Source organism: uncultured Roseobacter sp. (assembly GCF_947499265.1).
Taxonomy (GTDB): domain Bacteria; phylum Pseudomonadota; class Alphaproteobacteria; order Rhodobacterales; family Rhodobacteraceae; genus Roseobacter.
Genome location: NZ_CANMNK010000001.1, coordinates 706,066 through 726,950, shown reverse-complemented (window position 1 = coordinate 726,950; position 20,885 = coordinate 706,066). Strand labels below are relative to the sequence as shown.

Annotated in this window: 21 protein-coding genes; 8 read left to right on the top strand and 13 right to left on the bottom strand. The window is 56.5% G+C overall.

The features are described 5' to 3' along the window. Positions 1 to 15 precede the first annotated feature (15 nt). From Q1A63_RS03530 to Q1A63_RS03520, 3 genes are all read right to left on the bottom strand, one after another. On the bottom strand, positions 16 to 504 hold the full coding sequence (locus Q1A63_RS03530; RefSeq protein ID WP_298969321.1) for a GNAT family N-acetyltransferase: 489 nt from the start codon (positions 502 to 504) through the stop codon (positions 16 to 18). Positions 505 to 937: 433 nt separating this feature from the next. Continuing rightward, positions 938 to 1,390, bottom strand: a complete 453-nt coding sequence (locus tag Q1A63_RS03525; protein ID WP_299630670.1) for a DUF2267 domain-containing protein — start codon at positions 1,388 to 1,390, stop codon at positions 938 to 940. A gap of 82 nt (positions 1,391 to 1,472) precedes the next feature. Then, positions 1,473 to 2,363, bottom strand: a complete 891-nt coding sequence (locus Q1A63_RS03520; RefSeq protein ID WP_298969317.1) for an SRPBCC family protein — start codon at positions 2,361 to 2,363, stop codon at positions 1,473 to 1,475. 122 nt (positions 2,364 to 2,485) lie between these two features. Here Q1A63_RS03520 and Q1A63_RS03515 point away from each other — a divergent pair, with 122 nt between their 5' ends. Further along, positions 2,486 to 3,268 (top strand): helix-turn-helix transcriptional regulator, encoded by a 783-nt coding sequence (locus tag Q1A63_RS03515; RefSeq protein ID WP_298969316.1) that lies wholly within the window; start codon positions 2,486 to 2,488, stop codon positions 3,266 to 3,268. Between the two features lie 200 nt (positions 3,269 to 3,468). Here Q1A63_RS03515 and Q1A63_RS03510 read toward each other — a convergent pair whose 3' ends face one another. Then, positions 3,469 to 3,876, bottom strand: a complete 408-nt coding sequence (locus Q1A63_RS03510) for an Lrp/AsnC family transcriptional regulator (protein WP_299630667.1) — start codon at positions 3,874 to 3,876, stop codon at positions 3,469 to 3,471. 3 nt (positions 3,877 to 3,879) lie between these two features. On the opposite strand from Q1A63_RS03510, the gene Q1A63_RS03505 reads away from it, so the two are divergent. Together Q1A63_RS03505 and Q1A63_RS03500 are read left to right on the top strand one after the other, a co-directional pair. Continuing rightward, on the top strand, positions 3,880 to 4,704 hold the full coding sequence (locus Q1A63_RS03505; RefSeq protein ID WP_299630665.1) for an AzlC family ABC transporter permease: 825 nt from the start codon (positions 3,880 to 3,882) through the stop codon (positions 4,702 to 4,704). After that, positions 4,701 to 4,997: an AzlD domain-containing protein gene (locus tag Q1A63_RS03500; protein WP_299630663.1), complete on the top strand. Its 297-nt coding sequence runs from the start codon at positions 4,701 to 4,703 to the stop codon at positions 4,995 to 4,997. The genes Q1A63_RS03505 and Q1A63_RS03500 overlap by 4 nt, the downstream gene beginning before the upstream one ends. A 255-nt stretch (positions 4,998 to 5,252) precedes the next feature. On the opposite strand, the gene Q1A63_RS03495 is transcribed toward Q1A63_RS03500, so the two are convergent. Next, positions 5,253 to 6,152, bottom strand: a complete 900-nt coding sequence (locus Q1A63_RS03495; RefSeq protein WP_299630661.1) for a LysR family transcriptional regulator — start codon at positions 6,150 to 6,152, stop codon at positions 5,253 to 5,255. A gap of 91 nt (positions 6,153 to 6,243) precedes the next feature. Between Q1A63_RS03495 and Q1A63_RS03490 the strand changes: the two genes are divergently transcribed. The 5 genes from Q1A63_RS03490 to Q1A63_RS03470 all read left to right on the top strand — a co-directional run bounded on the left by Q1A63_RS03490 (position 6,244) and on the right by Q1A63_RS03470 (position 9,910). Continuing rightward, positions 6,244 to 6,543 carry a hypothetical protein gene (locus Q1A63_RS03490; RefSeq protein ID WP_298969307.1) on the top strand — a complete coding sequence of 100 codons (300 nt, stop codon included), beginning with the start codon at positions 6,244 to 6,246 and terminating at the stop codon, positions 6,541 to 6,543. A 177-nt stretch (positions 6,544 to 6,720) separates the two neighbouring features. Next, positions 6,721 to 7,242: a GNAT family N-acetyltransferase gene (locus Q1A63_RS03485; RefSeq protein ID WP_298969305.1), complete on the top strand. Its 522-nt coding sequence runs from the start codon at positions 6,721 to 6,723 to the stop codon at positions 7,240 to 7,242. 127 nt (positions 7,243 to 7,369) lie between these two features. Further along, the gene (locus Q1A63_RS03480) at positions 7,370 to 7,894 is read left to right on the top strand and encodes a DinB family protein (protein ID WP_298969303.1); all 525 of its coding nucleotides are present in this window, start codon (positions 7,370 to 7,372) and stop codon (positions 7,892 to 7,894) included. Between the two features lie 704 nt (positions 7,895 to 8,598). After that, positions 8,599 to 9,399, top strand: a complete 801-nt coding sequence (locus Q1A63_RS03475) for an endonuclease/exonuclease/phosphatase family protein (RefSeq protein ID WP_298969302.1) — start codon at positions 8,599 to 8,601, stop codon at positions 9,397 to 9,399. A 25-nt stretch (positions 9,400 to 9,424) separates the two neighbouring features. Further along, entirely contained in the window at positions 9,425 to 9,910 is a 486-nt protein-coding gene (locus tag Q1A63_RS03470; RefSeq protein ID WP_298969301.1) for a hypothetical protein, read from the top strand. A gap of 115 nt (positions 9,911 to 10,025) precedes the next feature. Here the strand turns inward: Q1A63_RS03470 and Q1A63_RS03465 are convergent, their stop codons facing one another. The 8 genes from Q1A63_RS03465 to Q1A63_RS03430 all read right to left on the bottom strand — a co-directional run bounded on the left by Q1A63_RS03465 (position 10,026) and on the right by Q1A63_RS03430 (position 20,882). Beyond that, a complete protein-coding gene (locus Q1A63_RS03465; RefSeq protein WP_298969299.1) occupies positions 10,026 to 10,388 on the bottom strand; it encodes a RidA family protein in 363 nt (120 codons plus the stop codon). A gap of 242 nt (positions 10,389 to 10,630) precedes the next feature. Beyond that, positions 10,631 to 12,289: a hypothetical protein gene (locus tag Q1A63_RS03460; RefSeq protein WP_299630657.1), complete on the bottom strand. Its 1,659-nt coding sequence runs from the start codon at positions 12,287 to 12,289 to the stop codon at positions 10,631 to 10,633. Positions 12,290 to 12,619: 330 nt separating this feature from the next. Continuing rightward, entirely contained in the window at positions 12,620 to 13,183 is a 564-nt protein-coding gene (locus Q1A63_RS03455) for a hypothetical protein (RefSeq protein WP_298969295.1), read from the bottom strand. A 542-nt stretch (positions 13,184 to 13,725) separates the two neighbouring features. After that, entirely contained in the window at positions 13,726 to 15,315 is a 1,590-nt protein-coding gene (locus Q1A63_RS03450) for an alpha/beta hydrolase (RefSeq protein WP_299630655.1), read from the bottom strand. Between the two features lie 739 nt (positions 15,316 to 16,054). Then, entirely contained in the window at positions 16,055 to 16,483 is a 429-nt protein-coding gene (locus Q1A63_RS03445; RefSeq protein WP_298969293.1) for a hypothetical protein, read from the bottom strand. Positions 16,484 to 16,755: 272 nt separating this feature from the next. Next, positions 16,756 to 17,790: an SMP-30/gluconolactonase/LRE family protein gene (locus Q1A63_RS03440; protein ID WP_299630653.1), complete on the bottom strand. Its 1,035-nt coding sequence runs from the start codon at positions 17,788 to 17,790 to the stop codon at positions 16,756 to 16,758. A gap of 390 nt (positions 17,791 to 18,180) precedes the next feature. Then, positions 18,181 to 19,377, bottom strand: a complete 1,197-nt coding sequence (locus tag Q1A63_RS03435; protein ID WP_298969289.1) for a CaiB/BaiF CoA-transferase family protein — start codon at positions 19,375 to 19,377, stop codon at positions 18,181 to 18,183. Next, positions 19,377 to 20,882: a tripartite tricarboxylate transporter permease gene (locus tag Q1A63_RS03430; protein ID WP_299630650.1), complete on the bottom strand. Its 1,506-nt coding sequence runs from the start codon at positions 20,880 to 20,882 to the stop codon at positions 19,377 to 19,379. The genes Q1A63_RS03435 and Q1A63_RS03430 overlap by 1 nt, the downstream gene beginning before the upstream one ends. Positions 20,883 to 20,885 lie beyond the last annotated feature (3 nt).

The window sequence follows — 20,885 nt, the reverse complement described above, 5'->3', positions numbered from 1 at the left end:
CTTGCGGGAAACCATTCATTCGGTCTCAAGCCGGTACTTCAGAAAATCAGCGCCTTCATGCGTCACCCGACCGACATACTCGGCCCCAAGCCGCTTCAAGGCGCTCAAATTTGTTCGGGACGGAGGCAGAAGAAAAGTTACGAAGGGGATACGTTCATCTTCTTGCGCGAAAGTGATCGCCTTAGCGGTAATGCGCATACCGAGACCGAAGAAGCTGGGCTTCAGCACCAGGCCAAAGTCCCATTCATCGCCCTCTTTCTGAAACCCTCCCCAGCCCGCATACGCGTCATCCACCAATATCGCCCAATGCCCCAGCCCGTCGCGGCGCCAATGCTGTTCCTTCATGGTTATAAATTCATTGGCTGCTGTCTCGTCCCATGCCGATGTGAGAAGAGGCATGTGTTCGGCGACGCATGGGTCAGACATGTGCGCGGCAATCTCGTAAGGCGATATTGTGTTCAACCGCGCGAAGACGATGTGTGGCTTCATACGTTTTGCCTTCATGGTGGTTTCCCTCATGGCGCGGGCACGCAAGCGTTGAGCTTATTCGTATTCAGATCATGAAAATAGGCGCCATAGAACCTCTGATCTGCCCGGGCTCCCGGTGGTCTCGCATCCATCCCACTGGCTTCCAGGTATTTGGCGTGCAAAACACTCAAGCCCTTTCTTGAGAGCCTCTTCAATACGACCATCGCACCGTTTCCTGCGATCGCCAACTCGCCGTTAAAGGTTGTGCCACACAGAGTGCCCCTTCATCCGGAAATCACCCCCTAGCAGCCATCGATCCGCGCCGCCGGAGAGGGTGAATGCTAGTGGATCCTGATAGCGCATCATATAGTTTTATCGCGCTGAAAAGATCATTGGGTCCCACGGTGGTGGTGCCAATCGTGCAAGTGCCCCCTTGTTTCTGCGCGGGTTTGAAACCCTAGCGATGGCTTCAGATAATGCGTTGTTCCAATTCCTTGGGGTCTGAGACGTCAACCTCCCAAAAGCGAATAGCGCCCTGCGGTAACTGAGCCAGAACACGATCCAGGTCATGTTGATTCACATGCCTGCGCAGAGCCCAGGCGGTGGCTTCGATGGCGTTGTCTGGGGTGAGATTATGATCTTTGCGAATGGCCTGCGCCTCGCGCGTGTGTTCTTCCACGCTGGCAAAGGGCACCTGGCGCGCTTCCGGATCCCAACGGTAGACAAAGATGGCGCGCAGGATGGACGGCAGGATGTCGGCAAAGGCGATCACCTGCTTGGGTGTCAAGCGCCGTCGGAAGACCTGAAACACAGCGTCGACGGCGGTGTAGGTACTGTTGTCGGACACAAGGCTCATCCGCTCCTTGGCATCCGATAGGAAGGACCTGAATTCCTTTGTCGCATGGTGATATGTCCAGGGCATCGGCATGCAGCGATCTCATCATTTTGTGTGGCGCGAGTACTGGGTGGCGGCGCGCACGAGTGCGCCCACATGCACTTTTATATTAGGTCCGTCGCTCGTTTTCCATGCGCGCTGCCCAGGCATCCGCAAGGTCGATCAGAATGGTTTTGAACTGCTGTTTCGCCATCATGACAAACAGCCATCTTGCCAAGGCATTTCCCTTCGGTTTGGCGACAATTCTAATGTCGAATTCAGATCCCGATTGACGTGGCTCAACGCGCCATCGACCGGACAATTCTGCGAAGGGATAGGGGTAATCCTCTGCCTCTGTATGAATGACGAAGCCATAGGATTGTCCGGGCTCAAAAAGGTCGCATGTCTCCTCCCAGCTCTCGCCTTTTGGCCCATAGCACCGGCGCTTCATACCCAAACCCTCGCCTGACAGGACTTCGACTTTTGAGATGTTGTCGGCGACCTCGGCATAAGCAGGGTGATCCGTCATCACGTCCCAAACGGCCTTGGTCGGCGCGTTCACGGTGCGTTTGACCGTCGCGATGAGGGTTCCATCCTCAAGGCGTACGTCAACCACGGGAATGGGCTGCTCGATTTTTGAACTTGCGGCGTGCTGCATCACAGCGAAAAAGGCCACAACCATCGCGACAAGGGTGACAACCGCGATCCCCGTGGTCGTGAAGATGTTTGCGAAGAATGCGACAAGAACGACACTGCCCAAGACCCAAAGGCCGTCGAGCACAACGATTTCAATGACCGCGCCCTTCGTGATGAACTTGTTCTTGGCCAGCAAATACAGCGCCGCCGCGAAACCAAGCAAACCGACACCCAAGCTACGCAGTCCCAAAGGTGCCCAGTCGACAGGATTGGCGAATAAATGCGGCGCGAGCATCCCCGCGGCAAAAACCAAGACGACCCCACATAACGCGGAGTATTGGCTGTTGAGCTTTAGAAAGAGGCGCGCAGTTGATGTCGCGGTCATGATGGTTGCTCCTCACATGTGTGTTCGCGGCATCCATCTCACGCGTCTGGGTTCATCTCAATTACGCCGGATGTAATAGAATGACGGGCCGCGAGATGCGATAACAGGGAATGACATTCACAATGAACAGACCCCAGGACGGGTTCGGCGCGCTGCTGAAGTCCTGGCGCAGCAGGCGACACATCAGCCAACTGGATTTGGCCATGGAGGCTGGCCTGTCGCAACGCCATATCAGCTTTCTTGAGACGGGCCGGTCAAAGCCCAGCCGCTATGCGGTGCGGCAGATATGCGAAGCCCTTGAGATGCCTGCTGCTGAGCACGATCTCATGTTGGTTTCCGCGGGCTTTGCGCCACAGGGTGCTGATGCAAGCTGGAATGCCGAGGTACGGATGGCCGTGGACATCTCAATTGACCACGTGCTCAAAGGGCATGACCCTTATCCGGCGATCTCCATCGACCGCGTTTGGACCCTGCAAAAGGCCAACAAGAGTGCGCTGCGATTCTTCGCGGTCGCGGGTGGAACCGGTCAGCCAAATGTCCTCCTGGATGTCATGTCACCCGGGAGGCTGCGTGACAACATCGTGAACTGGGAGGACGTCACAAGGTCATTGTTCCGGCTCCTAGACCTCGAGGTCGCACGCCGCCCGCATGATAGCGAAGGCAAAGCCTTGGTAGAGCAACTCAAGTCACTTCCCGGGGTGGCCGACGCAATCGCACACCGCCCGAATGAGCATCCGGCCCCGGTGCTCTCTATCGAATTCCTGATCGATGGGGCGCGTTTGCGCCTGTTCTCGCTGATCGCGACCATAGGGATGAGCATGGATGCCATGCTTGATGATCTTCGGATCGAGACGCTGTTGCCGGCTGATGAGGTAACACGTCGCTGGTTTGAGAACGCTGCTTGACATGGTGTGCAAGGGAAACGCCGACCGTTGAAGGGCCTTCAGAATATCGCTTGGAACGCCATGGGATTTCCCGGGCGGTCCGCAGAGAGATATCGTTAGCTTAGTTTTGCAAGCGGAATTGCAATTTCGTCATTGCCTCAACGGTGCAAATATCGACCTGCACGAATTTTTGCGGTACAGCGGCTGTCTGCAATGCGTCATCAGATGGGGATCTCAAGCGTCGCTTTCTCCGTTGAGACCACAATAGAAGTCCTGAATTTGCGTACATTCTTGTCGGCAAAGAAGAAACGGTGGGTAAAGGCCTCGTAGTCTTCAATATCCTTGGCCATCACGATCATCAGAAAATCTGCATCCCCGGCGATGCAGTAGAAATGCGTAACCTGCTGATCGTGGCGGGCCTTCCGCTTGAATGCGTCAATATGGTCAAGCCTATCTCGTTCCAATTCCACAGCGACAATTGCGGTCACACCCAGACCAACCTTCTTGGGATCAAGAACCGCAACTTCCTGCTGAATCACTTCGGCGTCGCGTAACGCTTTCAAGCGTCGCTGCACGGATGCGGTAGAAATCCCGGATTTTTCCGATAGTTCTTGAATCGAGAGCTTCACATTTTGCTGTACGGCTCTGAGCAAATTCTTATCAATCGCATCCATGATGTGTACGTATCACCTTTGCTGATTTTTCGACCTAACCCGATCATAAATACATCATATTGTCACTATTTCATATTGCCAGAGCTGTCTATCTTCGGCTTCATGAAACACGGGGCTATCGCAATCATTCCGCTTGCCGTCGGGGCTGCAATCTATGGCTTTGCATTTGGCTTGCTGGCAGCCCAGGTAGGCTTCTCATGGTGGAGCATTGGCTTGATGAGCGCGGCCGTTCACGCCGGTTCATCGCAGATCGTCGCCGTCGAACAATATGCCGATGCATCAGCGGTTTTTGGAGCTGCGCTTGCAGGCGCTGCCCTCAACCTGCGCTATATTGGGATCGTTGCGTCCTTGTCGGATGTTCTAGCCTCTCTGCCCCTTCGGGCAAAGCTGATCGCGATCCACATCACCGGTGATGAGAATTGGGCGCTCACGATGTCGGAGCGGGTGAAGTCAAAAGACATCGGAGCGTCGTTCCTGATCGGATCAGGTCTGGTCATGATTAGCGTCTGGACAGTTTCCACAGCCTCCGGTGCCTTGGTCGGGATGCTCCTACCCGATCTGGAAAGGTTTGGTCTAGGATTTGCTTTCACCGCAGCCTTCATCGCCATGGCGAGAGGATTGTGGCCGGGGCAAGCAAATGCGTTGTCGTGGGTGGTCGCGTTTGGCGCGGCAGTCACCGCGATAGGTTGTGGGCTTCCCAAGGCCTACGCCATTGTTGTCGGTACCTTGTGTGGGCTGCTTGCTGCACACCTGATCCGGCAGGCCAAGGGTGTTCTGCAATGACCAGTTCTCACTGGCTTCTCATTCTCGTTCTGGCCATAGCCGCTTTTGCCATCAGGGTCACAGGACTTCTTGCGGGGAACAGGATAAAAGCTTCCCGACATGTATGGATGCTGGATGACCTGCCCGGCTTGATCATCGTCAGTCTAATTGCTGCATCCCTGGCGGGAGAACCCTTGCACATGTGGATGGCAGCAGCTGCTGCTCTTGGCGTGGCAATTGCAACAAACCACGTCATTGCGACAATGTGCCTTGGCGTGGCTGCATTTGTAGGGTTGTCGCTAATATTAGGTTAGCAAGGTGTGTCAAACTCGTTTTGGGATCACCACGAAGCGCGTAGCATTTCGATCCAAGAAAAAAAGCAGCTGAAAGACATAAAGGTCGGTTCACGCGGCGCAACTGTAGTGCCGATGGAGAATGCAAGGCACCCGATCATCCAGAAAACGCAAATCGTGACTTCGCTGCGTCTGATATAATGTGTCGGGAACTGCCATCTATTCGCTTTTGCCCGTGCGCGCATCAGTGAAGCATTGGCCAACACATCGAAAACGCTAACTCCTTGGTATTGATCGATCAAACGTTTCGCGCAGCAGTTTCGCGGCAGGATCGAGTACGGCTTGCGAAGACCAGGCGATGCCTACGTCCATGGTCGGAATAGTCTCGACCAGATCAATTTTCTCGACCCGCCGACCGTCGAGTGTCCAGGGGCGATAAACAACGTCACTCAGGATCGTCACCGCTTGACCCGAGGCCACAAGGCTGCGCACGGCTTCGATGGAGGTCGAGGTTAGCTTGATTTCCGGCTGACCTGTTTGATCTGTCCAATATGCCAATCCCTGTTTCTCGGCATCGTCCGATCGCAGCACCGCGTAGGGATATTGCGCCACGTCCGCGAGAGATACGTATTTCTGTCCGGTCAGCGGATGGTCGAGACTTGTCCAGAGCCTGCGGTGCGATCGGTGCAGTGTTTTGCTCTTCAGTCCGGCCCCGCCAGTCAGGTTCGAAGTCAGAACCAACGCCAGATCGAGCTGACCTTCAACCAGTGCCTGCTCAAGTGTCTCGCGGGTTTCTTCGACAAGCTGAACCTCGATCTGGGGGTGCTGGCGCGCAAAATGTTCGATAACCGGAAAGGCAAAGTAGCTGGACAGCGTCCAACTCATCCCGAGGCGGACTTCACCCGTGGCCTGATCGCTTCCGGTCTCTACGCTCTTGACGGCTGCTTCGAAGGACGCAGCGATGTCGTGTGCATGGTGCCGGAATTGCTGCCCGGCTTTGGTCAATCTTAAACCAGTTGGCAAGCGCTCGAACAAATCTGTTCCAAGCACACATTCCATATCCTTTATCGAAAGAGACACCGCTGACTGTGAGACATTCAAAGCACGCGCCGCCGCCGAAACCTGCCCCGCATCGACAACAGCCAAGAAGTATCTGACCTGCCGGTGTGTGAGCATATGAGTATTTCCAATATAGCCTATTAGGATTCTGAGTTTTCAATTTAAATATCGGTATGTCAATCTATCGGCAGATGTCGGGAGACAAGCCATGAAACATCAAAAGATTGAACCACACCTGTCAGACATGCCGGTTCCCGCGATGCCCAATGAGGAGATCGAAGCAATTGTCTTCAGAAACCTCGACCTGAAGGAAAGGGCGTGGGGCGAAAAGCAAGAGGGCAGCGTCATCATCCTTCAATACCCTGATAGTCGAACGCTCTGGCAGCGCGCGGCAGCCTGGTGGCATCTGCGATATCGCTCTTCTCAGCACATAGCACAGGACAAAACCGTCACGCGTGTCTCGGAGCCCGTGTGGCAAGGTCATTGGGCTACGACGAAATATCTCTGAAGTTCCGAAACGGTCAATCATAGCAATGGGAACAAAGTCGGCTGCGTCCCGCTCAGCGGCTGACCCCTCGAACGGCAACAGAAACTCGCCCACCCCGAAACCGTCATTCCCTGCGACCGCAGCGAACAGCGTAGGAGAGCCCATCCCTGCCCGAGCATGATGTGCTAGCCTCGTCAAATGTTCGCGACAAATCAGTACAGTTTTCGCAAAGCGGCCCTGGATGATCTCGCTTTGCTTACAGCATGGCAGTCGAACCCACATGTTCGCGCATGGTGGGACACAGATGAGCCGTATAACGAAGCGAATTTGGCTGATCCTCGGGTGGCTCGCTGGATCGTTTCAATCGCAGAACGGCCCTTTGCATTTATGCAGGACTATACAGTGCATGGATGGAAAGAGCACCATTTTGCCAGTCTGCCCAAAGGGTCGCGGGGAATCGATCAATACATCGGAGATCCCGAAATGGTCGGCGTTGGGCATGGATCAGCGTTTATCGGCATGAGAATGCAAACACTTTTTGATAACGGCGCGCCCGTCATCGCCACTGATCCGCATCCAGAAAATGAACGCGCGATAGCGGTCTATAAGAAATTAGGCTTCGAACCGCTGGGGCCAACCCGGGAGACCAGATGGGGCTTGATCTTGCCCATGGCTGCGAGGCTTAGGCTGAACCGATGCAACGACAGCTCCGACTGGTGAGCCAACCGTCAGACTACCGCGCGGCGTGGGTCGAGAGCGCGCCGTTCTTAAACGACGCTACGCAAAACAAGAATGACGGGTTTTGGTTTGTCCCATATTCTGTCTTGGGACTATCGGAGGCCTCGCAATGATCACCCTTGAATTCGCTCGCACCATGGCGCGCTACAATCGTTGGCAAAACCGTTCGTTGGTGACCGCCGCCGACAGCCTTTGTGATGAAGAAAGGTGGAAAAATCGCGGGGCATTCTTTGGATCGATTGCACAGACCTTGAACCATATCCTTTGGGACGACCGCATCTGGTTGGCGAGGCTTCGTGGTGACAGAAGCAATGAAGCAAGGATAGGTGTTCGCCATCCATACACCGACGACCCAAACGATTGGTCAGTCTTTGTTGCTGATCGTGCCGCGTTGGATGATGAAATCGTAGCTTGGGCAAACGCACTGACCGAGGCAGAACTGGCAAGCGATGTGTCATGGATGAGAGGCGACGAGGAGGTCGTCACCAATTTTGGCTTCAACTTGGCCCATATGATCAATCATCAAACGCACCACAGGGGGCAAGTGCATGCCATGCTGACAGCAGCGGGGGTGCACCCCGAGGCAACAGACCTGCAAATGCTGAAGATCATTGAAGGCGACAGCCCTATCTGAGCTTAACCCGACAACAAAAGCACAAAACTGTCTTTCAACCGCAAGGCATCATTCCGGTCGCCATTGGTAAATGGGGCCGTTAATTCACACCCGAGCGCAGTTGCTGGCTTCTCAGCACGGGCGAGCAAAAGCCCACAAATGCAGCGGCCTCGGCAGACGCCTTGAGCAAAGTGACGTCAGCCTTCCTGACTACCTGCGATCACGCAAAGACATGCTGAACCGGATCGTAAAATGCGCAAAATGGGACACAGCTTTGGATGCAATCGCGAGTGTTGAAAGCACGGGTGTCTTCAAGCCAGATACCCGTGCATGTTATCTTTCGAAAGCTTTTTGCAATCTGACGGGACCGAAGTCCTTTTGCCTTATCAAAGGGTTGTGACACCATTGCTGCCAAGGCGTATCGGTTCAAAGTGCTATGGGTAAATCGAAGCCAAAACCCGATTGACCGCATGCTGGTAGTACGCGACCACATCAAACGTGAGCTAAAAGAAGCAAGAACCCTGCTGAAGGCCCGTAACTCGTACCACCTAGATGTACGAATATAAGGGAGTTGGCATTTCTCCCAGACACGAGTGGGCTACAACGAAGGAAGTACCCAGAATTGGCAGTCCAAATTTGCATAAGATCGAGCCTCATCTATTGGTAAGGGCGGAGACCGCGCCCATCATTGCTGCGGGAGTATCGGTATTGCAGGAGGCGAACCAATGAGAGTCATGTGCCTGAATGGCTGGGGCGGTACGCTCAATCAGGAGCTTCTGCCCTACGTTTCTCAGATGGTACCCGATATCCTATGCCTGCAGGAAGTCGTTCATAGCCCAGCCACGGATTTGGACTGGCTGACCTACCGGGATGGCGACCATATTCTTCCTCAGAGAGCCAACTTCTTTCGCGATGTCTGCCGCGCCCTACCTGATCATGTCCCGACCTTTTGCCCAGCCGCCCAAGGCGTCTTGTGGGACGAGGAAACGGAAGTTCCTTCACAATGGGGCCTTGCAACATTCGTTCATCAGTCCTTGCCGGTGATTGGTCAGGTGCAGGGTTTCGTTCACAAAGATTTTTCGCCGGTTGGCTATGGCGATCACCCCAGATCCCGCAGCGCACATGCGGTTCGGGTCTTCGACTATGGGTCTGATCGTGCCGTCAGCATCACACATATGCATGGTCTTCGGGACTTGAACGGCAAGATGGACACACCAGAACGCGCAGCGCAGGCGCGTCGGCTGATCGCGCTTTCGGATGCCGTATCGGAACAGGGCGATCTCCGCATCATCTGCGGCGACTTTAACGTGGAACCGGACAGCGAAACGTTGAATATGCTCAAAGGCGCCGGTCTGATCGAAATGGTCACATCGCGCGGTTTTGAAAGCACCCGGAATACGCAATATAAAAAACCAGGCCGGTTTGCCGACTATCTGCTCGTGAGCGACGTGGAGGCCGTGAAGACGTTCGACGTTATCCATGATCCAGAGGTTTCGGACCACTGCCCGCTGATCCTGGAGCTATGATGCGGCCCTTAAAAGAGAGGTATCAATGGACCATCTGAAACCGTTCGCACCCCGCACCGTCCTGCCGTTGAGCTTGGCGCAGGATCACGGTTGGAGTCTAAAGCGTTATGCAATTGTTGCTGACGGCAGAGCCTTTGCCGAGGGCGTTGTTTCAGCAGCGACCGAGGAGGCAATGCGCCGCCTTCCTGCTGCCGGGCCTCTTGAGAACTCTGCCGGAAACCATAGCATTGGCTTCCAGATCATCCACTTCGCAGAGGTCGCCGTCGTCTCACCTGTATTCTACTGGCAGTGGGGCAGCGTTCTGGCGCAAATGGGCCAAATGCGAGCAGGCTATGACGATCCAACGACCTTCAAAGATGGCGTTCAGGAGGTCGTGGGCTGCATCTGGGAGCTCAATATCGTCAAGTATGAGACTTGGGCGTGGCAGACAATCATGCTTGGTGCGGAGGGCGGCAACCAAGAAACTCTGACGGCCTACCTCGGAGAACTGGCGGGGTCACCGCGCACCTAGCTATCTGGCCTTTCGAAAATCAAACCCTCTCCGCCGTCGAAACTTCCCGATACTACTTGATCAAACCCCACGTCGCGGATGAAACGATACAACGTTTCATACTTTGGTACGGCCGTCAGGTGATTTGTACTGCCGTCACAACAACTTCGATCAAACTCCCCTCGCCGAGATCGGAACCTACACACGCTCTCTGAGGCCAGTTCTCAGGCGGACCAATCCACTCCTCCCAGACAGCATCCATCTTGGGTTTCATCGACATATCGCAAAGATAAACCGTCGCCTGCAGGATGGCACTCTTGTCGCTGCCGGCGTCGACAAGGTGCTTGTCCAGGAAAGCGAGAGTATTTCTGGTCTGATCGACAATGTCGGCTGCCATATCCGGGTCATAAGCAACTGCGAATACAAGACCGGAAAAGATCGAAACTGTGCTGCGACCTTTGGCCGGGCCGTGAATTCGCTGGATGTTGCTCGGTATCATGTTCGTTTGGCTTGCCCATTTGAGATCAATATTACTCTCAGACTTTCGATCAACCTCACCTGATGATCAAGAATGAAACGCTGATGTAAAAGTCTTGCGCGTCGAACGTGCTGACGATTTACCGATTTGTTTCTAGCTCCTCCGTTCGTTTCAAGTTGAAGGGTACATCATAGTGAAAACGGGACGTGGGCGCGCCACCTACGCCCCTGTCACCTTTGTGGAGATCGCGGAGATATTGCCCTTCAGAAGATAAAACTGCTCTCGTCAAGGTCGGCGATGTCCACACCTGTCAGAATAATCGTCAGGTCTCTGCCATCGTCGATCTCCGCACCCTGATCGCCCTGCACGAGGTGATTGGCTTGCAGGTCGGCAAAATTTGTGATCGCGGTGACATCCGACAGATCGATCTTTTCGTTTGCATCAAACGGGTTGAAGTCGGTGATCTCATCGCGACCATCCCCATCGCGAAAGATGAAGGTGTCGGAGCCCGTGCCGCCGCTGAGCCTGTCATTTCCCGTGCCGCCGTCGAGCGTGTCACGTTGCCCAAAGCCCTGCAGCCTGTCATTGCCCGCCCCGCCGCGCAGGATGTCATTCCCCCGGTTGCCGATCACGCGGTCGTCGCCCGCGCCACCGTCGAGCGTATCATCACCGTTCTCGCCGCTCATCGTATCATCGCCACCAAGTCCAAAGATCACGTCATCATCGCGCGTGCCGGTCAGCGTGTCATTGCCACCGGTGCCGATGATCGCGCCATCGGGCAGGTCGCCATCCACACTTACGATGGTGGTATGGATGGTATTGAAGATGGTGAAGGAGACCGCGACATTGCCGTTCGACAGGAGCGTCGCGTCGATCTCTTCGGGGAAGGTGGAAGGGAACACGGTGAAAATCTCACCGACCGCACCCCCCTGGTCATCGTATCGCTGCCCCTTGATTCCGCCCCCGGAGGTGTCGTCGTCGAAGAAGATGATGAAACCGCCGTCCTGCAGCGCCGCAATCGCGGGCTCGTTGTTGTTGTCCGTGGTTCCACTCTTGCTGCCCACGAATGTGACGGACGCACTGAGGGGGTTGCCGCTTGCGTCGAACATCTTGAAAACGACGTCCGTGTCCGCATCCCGCTCGGTCCAGGCGATGACAAACCCGCCGCCTTTCAACGCCTGCACTGTCCCTTCATTGTTCCGGTCGTCAGCGTTACCGCCGACAAGGCCGCTCTTCACCACATTGCTACTGAGCCCGATGATCCTGAATTCGAGATCGCCGTCTCTATTGTCCCGGGCATCCCGATCAAGCAGCAGAACTTGGGTGCCATTTTCCAATGTGGTCGATTCAAGCTCGCCGTTGCGGGTGCCGCGAAAGCCCGTCCTTTCAACAAGTTCAACGCCCTGAATATCGGAGTCCTGAAAAATTCTATCAGCGCCAAAATCGCTTGCGAGACTGTGCGCCATCCATCCGTCGTCCCCCCGCTCTGTCAGCGCAAAATCAAAATTTCTGGTTCCGGTTCCCGAGGCATCCTCACTTTCTCCTGGCAGGAAGGTGGCCGTTCCGGACCCATTGACCTGAAAAACACCGAGGAAAGGGTCGTCATTGTTGGGATTAGCTCCACGGCGGCTGTCCTGATCCGCCAGGATCGCAACGCGGCCCTGAGGCAGCGCGATGATGTCGAAGTTTTCGGTATCCGTTTCCTCTGGAAACTCGAACAGCATTTCGCCGCCGATCTTGTTGCCAAGGGCATCGAACTGCTGGCCGTGGATAAAGAACCCGTCCTTGTCAGGGTCACCGCCCCGCTCGGAGATGTAGGTGACAAGGATGTTGCCGTTCGAAAGCTCCACGACTTTCGACTTGGCCACGATAGCGGTCGTATTGGTCAAGATCGGGGCGATGAGAACTTGAGGGGTGGTCATTTGAAATTTCCTTTTTTGTCGTGCAAGTGTGTGGCGCAGTCACAGGATTGTGCCGGTCGGTGGACCCGTCTGCGCGATCTGAAAAGTGGTCGTTGTCACGACCTTTGTTGTCTGGCTTTGGCGTTGTATCCGGCCTGCAGTCGAAGAGGAGACACCGCAGATCGCGCCCTCTGAAAAAGAAGTTGCTGGCACTCAGATCATCGATGTCGACCCCTTTGAGGATGACCCGCAGGCCCGCGCCATCGTCGATCACCACGTCGCCCGGCTCTTCAGCCTGCGTTGTGACAACCTCTCCGCCCGGTGCGACACTGATGACTGCGTCGGTCTGGCTCAGGTGGTTGCGGGCATTGGAACGGGCGCGATGTCGGCTGCTGCGATGGTCAGTTCCAGGTCGCGCGTTCCGTCGCCATTGGAACCATAGTTTGAGGTCAGGAACGAGATCGGCAGGCCGCTGTTGTTCAGATCGTTGATGTCGCAGCCAATGACTGTCAGGCTATTCGTCCAGCTGATCTCGAAGCCCGCGAAAAACTCAAAGTCCGTGTCGCCTTCGACCCCAACGCCCCAGTCGTCAGGAGCGCCTCCGGCGCCATCGTTGATATAGGCCAAGTCAATCAAACGGGTCATTCCGTCGATCGTCAATCCGGCATCACCCAAGACATTAAAGTTCTCGAAATCGTTGATTGAAGTGTATTCGCCAAAGTTCCGCCATGTGTCGTTATTGGCCAAATCGTTTCCGTCTTCAAAAAACCCCGATCCGACTGCAATGGCCACTCCGCTGAAGGTCCATGTGGTTTGTCCGCTGCCCGGGATACCCGAGATATTGGCGACAAGGGCAGCCTGCGCCGTGGAGGCGGCGAAAAATGCCGCGGCGCTAAGAGAGAGAATTGTTTTCATCTGTGATGCTCCTAAAAGAGTGACTGCGCGGGAACCGGGCCCTCTCGAAAGTAAGAGCCGGGGCAAAGCTGGTTGGTGGAAGGGGAAAGTAATGCCCGGTGCCTTTCAAAAAATCCGGCACCGGGCCTTTTGGTCAAAAATAACTTTGCGTACTCGTTAACTACTATTACGGGTGACAAACGGGTCACCCTAAATCCTGTTCGGCCCGGCACCCGTATTGAGGGAGAGGGTACCGGTGGGGCGAATCTATCCCCGGGCTCTTATAGGCGAAGCGCCTTGGCCAAAGCGTTGTCGTTACCGTTGTAATGTCGTTGTATTCGCGCCCGGCAGCGTTGTAATTTGCACTTTGGACGTCGGGATAGCTGGATCAAGTGAGCGCCCTTTCAGACGCTCACAGGCGGTTTTGGCCTGAACTAATCAGGTCGCCGCCAGGTCAGGAAAATCCTCGCCGCCAGCGTCTGTGATCAGCACGGTCGCTGTGGTTTTGATAGGACCTCGTTGTTTGCGCCGCCGTTGAAACCTGCCGCAAACGATATGAATGATCACAAGCCATGCGTCCGCATGAAGTCCCGGATCGCATCCATGCCGGTGCGCCACGCAGGTTCATAGTCGACCAGAACGTGATTGCGGCTCTCCAACGGCACAAAGCGCGCATCCGGGATACCCGACGCGACCGCACGCCCCTGCGCCAGAGGAATGCGCTGATCCCCCTTGGAATGCAGCACGATTGTGGGGGCCTTGACCTGATCCAGCCTGTGGCGCACGTCGATCTCGCCGAAGGCGTCCTGAAAGCGCGCGGCATTCTGCGGCGAGGTGGTCTGGCGCTGGAATTCATCAAACCAGGCGAGGTCGTCAACCTCTGCATCAGGCATGAACGTCTTGGAAAAGATGTGCCGATACGCAGGGTTTTCCGTGCCCCATCCCACCTCGGTCAGATTGCGTACCGCTTCGCGACGCGCTTGCTCCTCGGGGCTGGCAAGGTGTCGCCACCCTGCAGCATAGCTGCCCACAAGGATAAGTCCCGAAACCCGTTCGGGATGGCGCACCGCATATTCGATGGCGACCGCCGCGCCCTGCGAGATACCAAGCAGTGGAAAACGCTCCAGCTCCAACTTGTCGGCAACGGCTTCGAGGTCTTCCACGAATGCGTCAAAGCTGAGGGTTTCGACCTCCCAATCCGACAGGCCGCACCCCCGTTCGTCGTAGCGGATCAGGGTCCGATCCCGCGCGACCTCTGCGAAACACTCGCCCCAGATCGGTGTCGCCCAGTCAAATTCGAGGTGGTTGAGCCAATTGGCGGCTTTCAGGATGGGGCGGCCGGATCCGATCAGCGCATAGGCGATCTTGGTCCCATCGGCGGCATCGCAAAACCCGATGCGTTGCGCGCGCAGCGCCTCGGCGTTTCTTGGTCGAGCCAAGCGGTGGTCTGATGGTGCAAGCTGGTCGGACGTTTGCCCGGTGGGCGCTTCGAGCGCATCCTGTTCCTCACCAAAGCCCGGATTTTGCCGCGTTTGGTCGAAGGCCCTTGCATCCTCTGGCGCGGCATCGCGCCAGAGACGCATCCATTTGGACGTGTCGCCAGTACGCATGGCCAGCAGCTGAAGAACCTTTTTCCGCGCGGCGCTGGCATCCTCCCGCATTGCTGCAAGCCATGACCGGAAAGCACCGTCTCCTGCTTCATCAAGGCCGTCCAGGAGAACCGCGTCAAGACGCCGGGCCAGACCTTCTAATTCGACAACCGACAAGTTCTCTCCGCCGCCGCGCAGTTGTGCGCGAACCTCCAGAATGTCAATCGATAGCCCTTCACCGTCGATGGCGACCCGTTCGCGGTCCGCAAGGATCCGAACGCGTTCGGGCGCATCCACTACCTTGCGCAGTTTGCTGAGCGACCAGCGCAGGGCCGCTTTGGGATCATCCGGCAGATCCCAAAAAAGCTCGCACAGGCGTTCCCGTCGATGGGGGCGGCCGGTTTCGACCAGAAAGGCCAATAGGGCACGGGCCTTGCGTGACGCCGGGAGAGGGACTTCTGTCCCGTTCCGAGCCACCCGTAGGTCGCCGAAGAAGGAGATTTCAAGACCTGCTGGCATGACCACGTGCAGGGGCGGGTCTGAGTTTGCTGGTTTTGTTGACAAAAGGATTATCCGTGAAACTGGTTAAACTTGAAAGATGATCAACACTAGGTGGTCCCCGAGGAGACCTTACGCAACGTTAGTATAGCCAAAAACTCTGGTTTCGCCGGTGAGGTTTGAGTTCAGGCGAGTTTTCGCCGCCGCGTGGAGAACGCCAAGAGAAGCTTCCGGATAGCTGCTCTCGCGCGTATCCATGTCTTGAAGCACCTCCCCTTTGCGCTAGGGGTTTGCGAGGGCTCCAATTTGGCCGGACTTATGCTGATAAACTTGTTCTCCAAGGTCAGAAAGAGCGACCCGTTGCCCTCCAACATACTTCCAGTCTGGGTCAACCGGTTTGGCGAAGCCGTCCTGTCAAAGGGCAGTACGCACTATCCATTTCCTCTTCTAATGCGCCGCTCATCGATTGCTAGCCCAAGTGAATAAGATGCTAGCATTTCTCTGTTTTCAAACGTATGAGCTATATCCCGGCAATCACACAAGAGGTTGCGGCCGCCAAGATGCCCAAATCACTGTTTCGAGATAAGCTTCCAATATCATTAGAGAACTTCTCCAAAACTGTCCTGTCCTTTCATGCCTGCAACAGAAAACCGAGCGCTCTCATGATAGCCAAAGGGGACACTCTTTTGAATCGCTCAGACGGCAGCATGTACAGCTAATCATAAGTCTGATGCCACGCTTCCAGCATTCGCGCACCCTTTCAGCATGGGTGTTTTGCAACCTTGGAAGCTGAGCAGCTGAGAGGTCAATTTGGCCAACCAACCAGCGTCGTGGGCGTCCATCGCTTCCTTCGTCTCTCAATTCGTTCGGTTGCGCTCTCGCTATCGTAGACGCGAGCTTCGACGCTTTGTGTAAACAATGCGCGGTCATCAAGTGTATCGATGTTCAGAACGCTGAACACCCTTTCGCCGTCAATCAGGATCATGGCAACGTAGACACCGCAGCGATTGCAGATAACCTGTTTTGACGTTTTCAGACCAAACTCATAGAGTTGCACGGCGTGCGGATTGTCCGCCGTGATCACCACCTTTGCCGATGGATCGGAGAAGGCTCTGGTGTTGTGTTTGCGACAGAATGAGCACTGACAAGCCCCCAAGACCTGATCTTGGGGAGCACGAGACGTTTCGAGTTCGATGCGGATTGCTCCGCAGTGACAACTGCCAGCATGCTTCATGAATACGCCTGTTCAGGTCCGGGAACCACGATCGATATGCTCATAATGCGGTCCTTCGCTGCGGTTCGTCAAATGAGATAAAAGGGTCCTAAGGCTGACATCTGACCGCTCTGGTCGATTGTCAGGTGGCAGCCTACATGAGACATTCAGCGACATACCATGATGCCGCTATGCTGCCTACTTAAGGAGAGGCACCTGCTAAGAAAGGAGATTGGTGGAATACCGTGGACGGAAAGTCTTGAAAGCCCAATAGCCGTTAGCCAACCTCGTTCTCAGCGGGGGGTTTCCAAAACCATACGTGCGGCAAACCGACCTTCGAGCATCGTGACATAAAGATGATCCCCAATCACTCGCGCACCCGTGGTGATACCCAATGTGCCGTTTGCGTCCTGCAAGACGCGGAGAACCTTTCCGTCGCTATCGTATTGCGCGACCATACCATGCTCGATCGGCGCGGGTCGCACATAGGGCCCCAAGCGCCAGACCACTTTGCGCAGGAACGGGTACGGCATCAGAGCCTCTGCAGGGACCCGTGGCGAAGCAAAGGCGACCCAGAATGTGCCGTCTTTACCTGGCTCCAGATTGTCTGGATATCCCGGCAAGCCGGTCAGGAAGGGCTCGAGCTGACCTTCCCGATCTCCCGTCAGCCAGAGCTTGTGGATCGCCGCGCGACCGCTTTCCGCAATCAAGAGATAGCTTTCGTCCGGCGAAAGAACGACACCATTGGTGTACACAAAACCCGAGGCGATCTTTTCCACGGTACCGTCAGGTGTGCGGCGGGCGACATAGCCGGTGCGTGATTGTTCAAAAATCGTCATGACCGAGGTTGGCTTGGTGCCGCCCAACGTTTCGGGATCAAAACGATCTGTGGAGTTTGAGAAATATATGGTTCCGTCCTGTGCCACGTCCAATTGGTTTGCATAGACCACCGGATCACCATCGATTTCGGTGACCAGCGAGGTCAGGCCGTCGTCCTTGGTCCAGCGCATCAGGCCACGGAAACTGTCCGCGATATAGAGCGCGCCATCTGGCCCTTCGTCCAAACCAAGAGGCCGCCCTCCAAGATCCGCGACTTTTATGAAATTTTCGCCTTCAAGCCGAAAAAGACCGCCGTTGACATCAGCGGTGTAGAGGCCATCTGGGAGAACCGCAAAGTCTTCCGGCCCATCGGCACCCTCGGGCAAGATCAGACGTTGCGCATTGCCCAGCAGATTATTTGGCGCAAAAGCCCCCGACAACCCAGGATCAGGGGCGGGTTCATAGGCTTCGGGATCGATCGGTATCGGCCAGAACAGAAGGTAGGCCACGCCAAAGGTTGAGAAAAGAAATAGACCGCGCCAAAAGAGTTTCACCATGCATTCCCTAATAAGCTGCTTATCCGGCAACGATGATCGCCCTATTGATTTGGTCATGCAATGACAAGCGCATGAGGCTGACCAAGGACGAAAGGCAGCGTTCACAATGAAGCTAATCCGAAGATGGGTGTCTGCCATCCAGGGCTGCCACGGGGCAGCAGAGCGGCAGCGGATACTTTGAAATCAGGCCGGGCATACGCCGTGCTTTGGAGAGGGACGAGCCGCAGCACCCAAATCTTCCACATGTGCTTGAAGTGATGATGGGGATCACCATCAACTTTGGGATAAATCAGAGAGGGCAATCCCTTCTTGCTGATCCGCGATCTACCGTCTTTACCCTGCTTAAGTGAGTCCAATGACGCCCTGCTCTGCGAAGGTCTCGATCTCGGCCTCACCGTAACCAAGCTCATGCAGTATTTCATACGTTCCTGAGCCAAGCCTCTGTGGCGACAGCCTGTCAGCGAGGTTAGGCGCATGCGTCATTGAGAACGGTAGGCCACAGAAACCGGCCGCGCCGCGCCGGGCGAAGTCGCGTTGCGTCGCTGGCGGCAGATCGAGCGCTTCCGGCAGGCTCCGCAATCGTGCGCAGGGCACACCGGCTGCCATCAGGATGCCCTCCCATTCGTGCGCGGAGCGTGTACACAGAATATCCGAGATCGCCTGGCCAAGGTCGGTTTTATGAACGTCGCGGGTCACGGGGTCAGCGAACCGCGGATCGGTCAGCCAGTTGGGGCGGTTCAGCGCGCTTGCCAATGCGCGGAACTGCGCTTCCTCGTTCACGCCCAGGCTGATCTTACCCTCAGCGCAGGCGAACACGCCCGATGACGGCGACCGGCTGTTGGCCGCATTCCCGCGCGGTCTGGGGGCGTTTCCGGTCAATTGGTAATCCGTAATGGTCGAGCTCATGAGACTGAAAGCGGTTTCGAGCATGGAGATATCGACGAACGACCCCGTCCCGGTCTTCTCGCGCTGCATAAGGGCGGATGTGGTTGCAAGCGCCGCGGCGAGGCCGGTCGCATAGTCGACGATCGGCGCGCCGGTGCGCAGGGGGCCGGTCTCTTCGGTACCGGTCAAGGCCATCAGCCCGCTGATTGCCTGGATATTCAGGTCGTAGGCCGGTGCGCCTTCCATGTCGTTGCCACGTCCGTAACCGGTCATCGCGCAATGGATGAGGTGGGGATTGACCGCGCGCGTAGCGTTTTCGGTCAGGCCGAGGCGGGCCAGCGTGTCCGGGCGATGGTTTTCGACCAGCACGTCAGCGGTTTTCAAGAGCCTATGAAAGACGTCTCGCCCTGCCTCCCTCGACAGATCAAGTGCTAGCGATTGCTTGCCCGCGCCTTGCGTCATGTAGGCCGTGCTCATGCCCTCCGCCGCGCGCGCTTTGTCCGTCCCGCCCCGGTGGCGCATCGCATCGCCGCGCCCGGGCCGTTCGACCTTGATCACCTCTGCCCCCAAAAGGCCAAGGTAGTAAGCGCAGGCAGGCCCGGCCAGAACATGGGTCCAGTCAATGACCCGGATACCGTTGAGCGGGGCCACCATTACGCAGACCCCAAAGCATTGTCGCGCGCCTGTCGGTTCAAGCTCCGGACCCGCATGAAAAGCGCCGCGGCCCCAATCAGCAGGAACAGCAATGCGACAGGTCGGGTTACAAAGATCATCAACCCATTGTCAGAGAGCAACAGCGCCTGACGGAACGCCTCCTCTGCGCCACCTGCCAAAACGAAGGAGATGACGAAGGCAGCCGGGTTAAAATCGAGCTTGCGCATCGCCCAACCCGCAAACCCCGCCGCGACCATGACGTAGACATCGAACAGATTGCCACGGGACGTGTAGGCAACGACAAAAGACGTCAGAAAGATAATCGGGTAGAGCACATGCGTCGGCAGCCGGATGATGAACCGGCCCACAAAGGCGGCTCCGAAATAGCCGATCACGCCGTACATGACGATGCCGATCAATCCGCAGGCGAACAGGGCGTAGATCAGATCGCGGCTGGTGAGGAACAGGGTTGGTCCGATCTGGATGCCGTGAATCAGGAACACTCCGATCAGAATCGCGCCGATGGTCGATCCGGGAATTCCCAGGGTCAAAAGCGGGGCCATCGACGGGCCACTGACCGCATTGTTAGCCGCCTCTGGGGCCGCGACGCCCTCCAATGCCCCCCTGCCCCAGGCATCAGGGTTGCTGGCTCGGCGCTTGCCTTCACCGTAGGCGACAAAGGCGGCGATGGCCGATCCCAGTCCGGGCAACATGCCGATGAAAGCGCCGATGAACGATGATCGCACCACGTGGGGGAGGCACGGCTTGTACTCGGCCCAGGTCAGCCCGTTGCGCGCGGCGTCATCACCGCTGTCAGCCATTAAGGGGGCGTTGCCCCGCTCCTCGATCTGGGTAAATACCTCGCCCAGCACAAAAATCCCGATCATCAGCGGCACAAGCCCGATGCCGTTGGTCAAATCGAAACTGCCAAAGGTGAAGCGCTCGGTCGAGCTGATCGGATCAAGGCCGATCATGGCCACCAGAATGCCAAACGCCGCAGACGCCAGACCACGTGTCACCGACTTGCCAATGACCGACCCGATCACTATGAAGGCCGCGAAATAAACGGCGAACAGCTCCGGCGGGCCAAGCTTGAGCGCAAGGGCTGCGATCCACGCGACCCCAACGATCAGCAGAATCTCACCCGTGAAATCACCGATGATGGAGGAAATCGTGGCGACCTTCATCGCCTTGCTGGCCTTGCCTTGCCGCGCCAGCGGATAGCCGTCGATCTGGGTTGCGGCGGAGGCCGCCGTGCCGGGCGTGTTGAACAGGATCGCGGCGATGGACCCGCCATAGCGACCCGATTTGCCGATGACATAGAGAAACGCGAGCGCGGGCAGCGGCTCCATGTAGAAGGTCAGCGGCAACAGCATGGCAATGGCCGCAGAGGCCGTCAAACCGGGGATCGCACCAACGACCATCCCGACCACCGCCGCCAGCAAAACCCAGCCCAGCAGCACCGGGTCGGTCAGGACGCTGATCAGAGCGGGGAAGATATCCATGCG

Coding starts and splice junctions, on each gene's coding strand:
- Q1A63_RS03530 (WP_298969321.1), bottom strand. CDS start 504: ATGAAGGCAAAACGTATGAAGCCACACATCGTCTTCGCGCGGTTGAAC.
- Q1A63_RS03525 (WP_299630670.1), bottom strand. CDS start 1,390: ATGCCCTGGACATATCACCATGCGACAAAGGAATTCAGGTCCTTCCTA.
- Q1A63_RS03520 (WP_298969317.1), bottom strand. CDS start 2,363: ATGACCGCGACATCAACTGCGCGCCTCTTTCTAAAGCTCAACAGCCAA.
- Q1A63_RS03515 (WP_298969316.1), top strand. CDS start 2,486: ATGAACAGACCCCAGGACGGGTTCGGCGCGCTGCTGAAGTCCTGGCGC.
- Q1A63_RS03500 (WP_299630663.1), top strand. CDS start 4,701: ATGACCAGTTCTCACTGGCTTCTCATTCTCGTTCTGGCCATAGCCGCT.
- Q1A63_RS03495 (WP_299630661.1), bottom strand. CDS start 6,152: ATGCTCACACACCGGCAGGTCAGATACTTCTTGGCTGTTGTCGATGCG.
- Q1A63_RS03490 (WP_298969307.1), top strand. CDS start 6,244: ATGAAACATCAAAAGATTGAACCACACCTGTCAGACATGCCGGTTCCC.
- Q1A63_RS03485 (WP_298969305.1), top strand. CDS start 6,721: ATGTTCGCGACAAATCAGTACAGTTTTCGCAAAGCGGCCCTGGATGAT.
- Q1A63_RS03480 (WP_298969303.1), top strand. CDS start 7,370: ATGATCACCCTTGAATTCGCTCGCACCATGGCGCGCTACAATCGTTGG.
- Q1A63_RS03475 (WP_298969302.1), top strand. CDS start 8,599: ATGAGAGTCATGTGCCTGAATGGCTGGGGCGGTACGCTCAATCAGGAG.
- Q1A63_RS03470 (WP_298969301.1), top strand. CDS start 9,425: ATGGACCATCTGAAACCGTTCGCACCCCGCACCGTCCTGCCGTTGAGC.
- Q1A63_RS03465 (WP_298969299.1), bottom strand. CDS start 10,388: ATGATACCGAGCAACATCCAGCGAATTCACGGCCCGGCCAAAGGTCGC.
- Q1A63_RS03460 (WP_299630657.1), bottom strand. CDS start 12,289: ATGACCACCCCTCAAGTTCTCATCGCCCCGATCTTGACCAATACGACC.
- Q1A63_RS03455 (WP_298969295.1), bottom strand. CDS start 13,183: ATGAAAACAATTCTCTCTCTTAGCGCCGCGGCATTTTTCGCCGCCTCC.
- Q1A63_RS03445 (WP_298969293.1), bottom strand. CDS start 16,483: ATGAAGCATGCTGGCAGTTGTCACTGCGGAGCAATCCGCATCGAACTC.
- Q1A63_RS03435 (WP_298969289.1), bottom strand. CDS start 19,377: ATGGTGGCCCCGCTCAACGGTATCCGGGTCATTGACTGGACCCATGTT.
- Q1A63_RS03430 (WP_299630650.1), bottom strand. CDS start 20,882: ATGGATATCTTCCCCGCTCTGATCAGCGTCCTGACCGACCCGGTGCTG.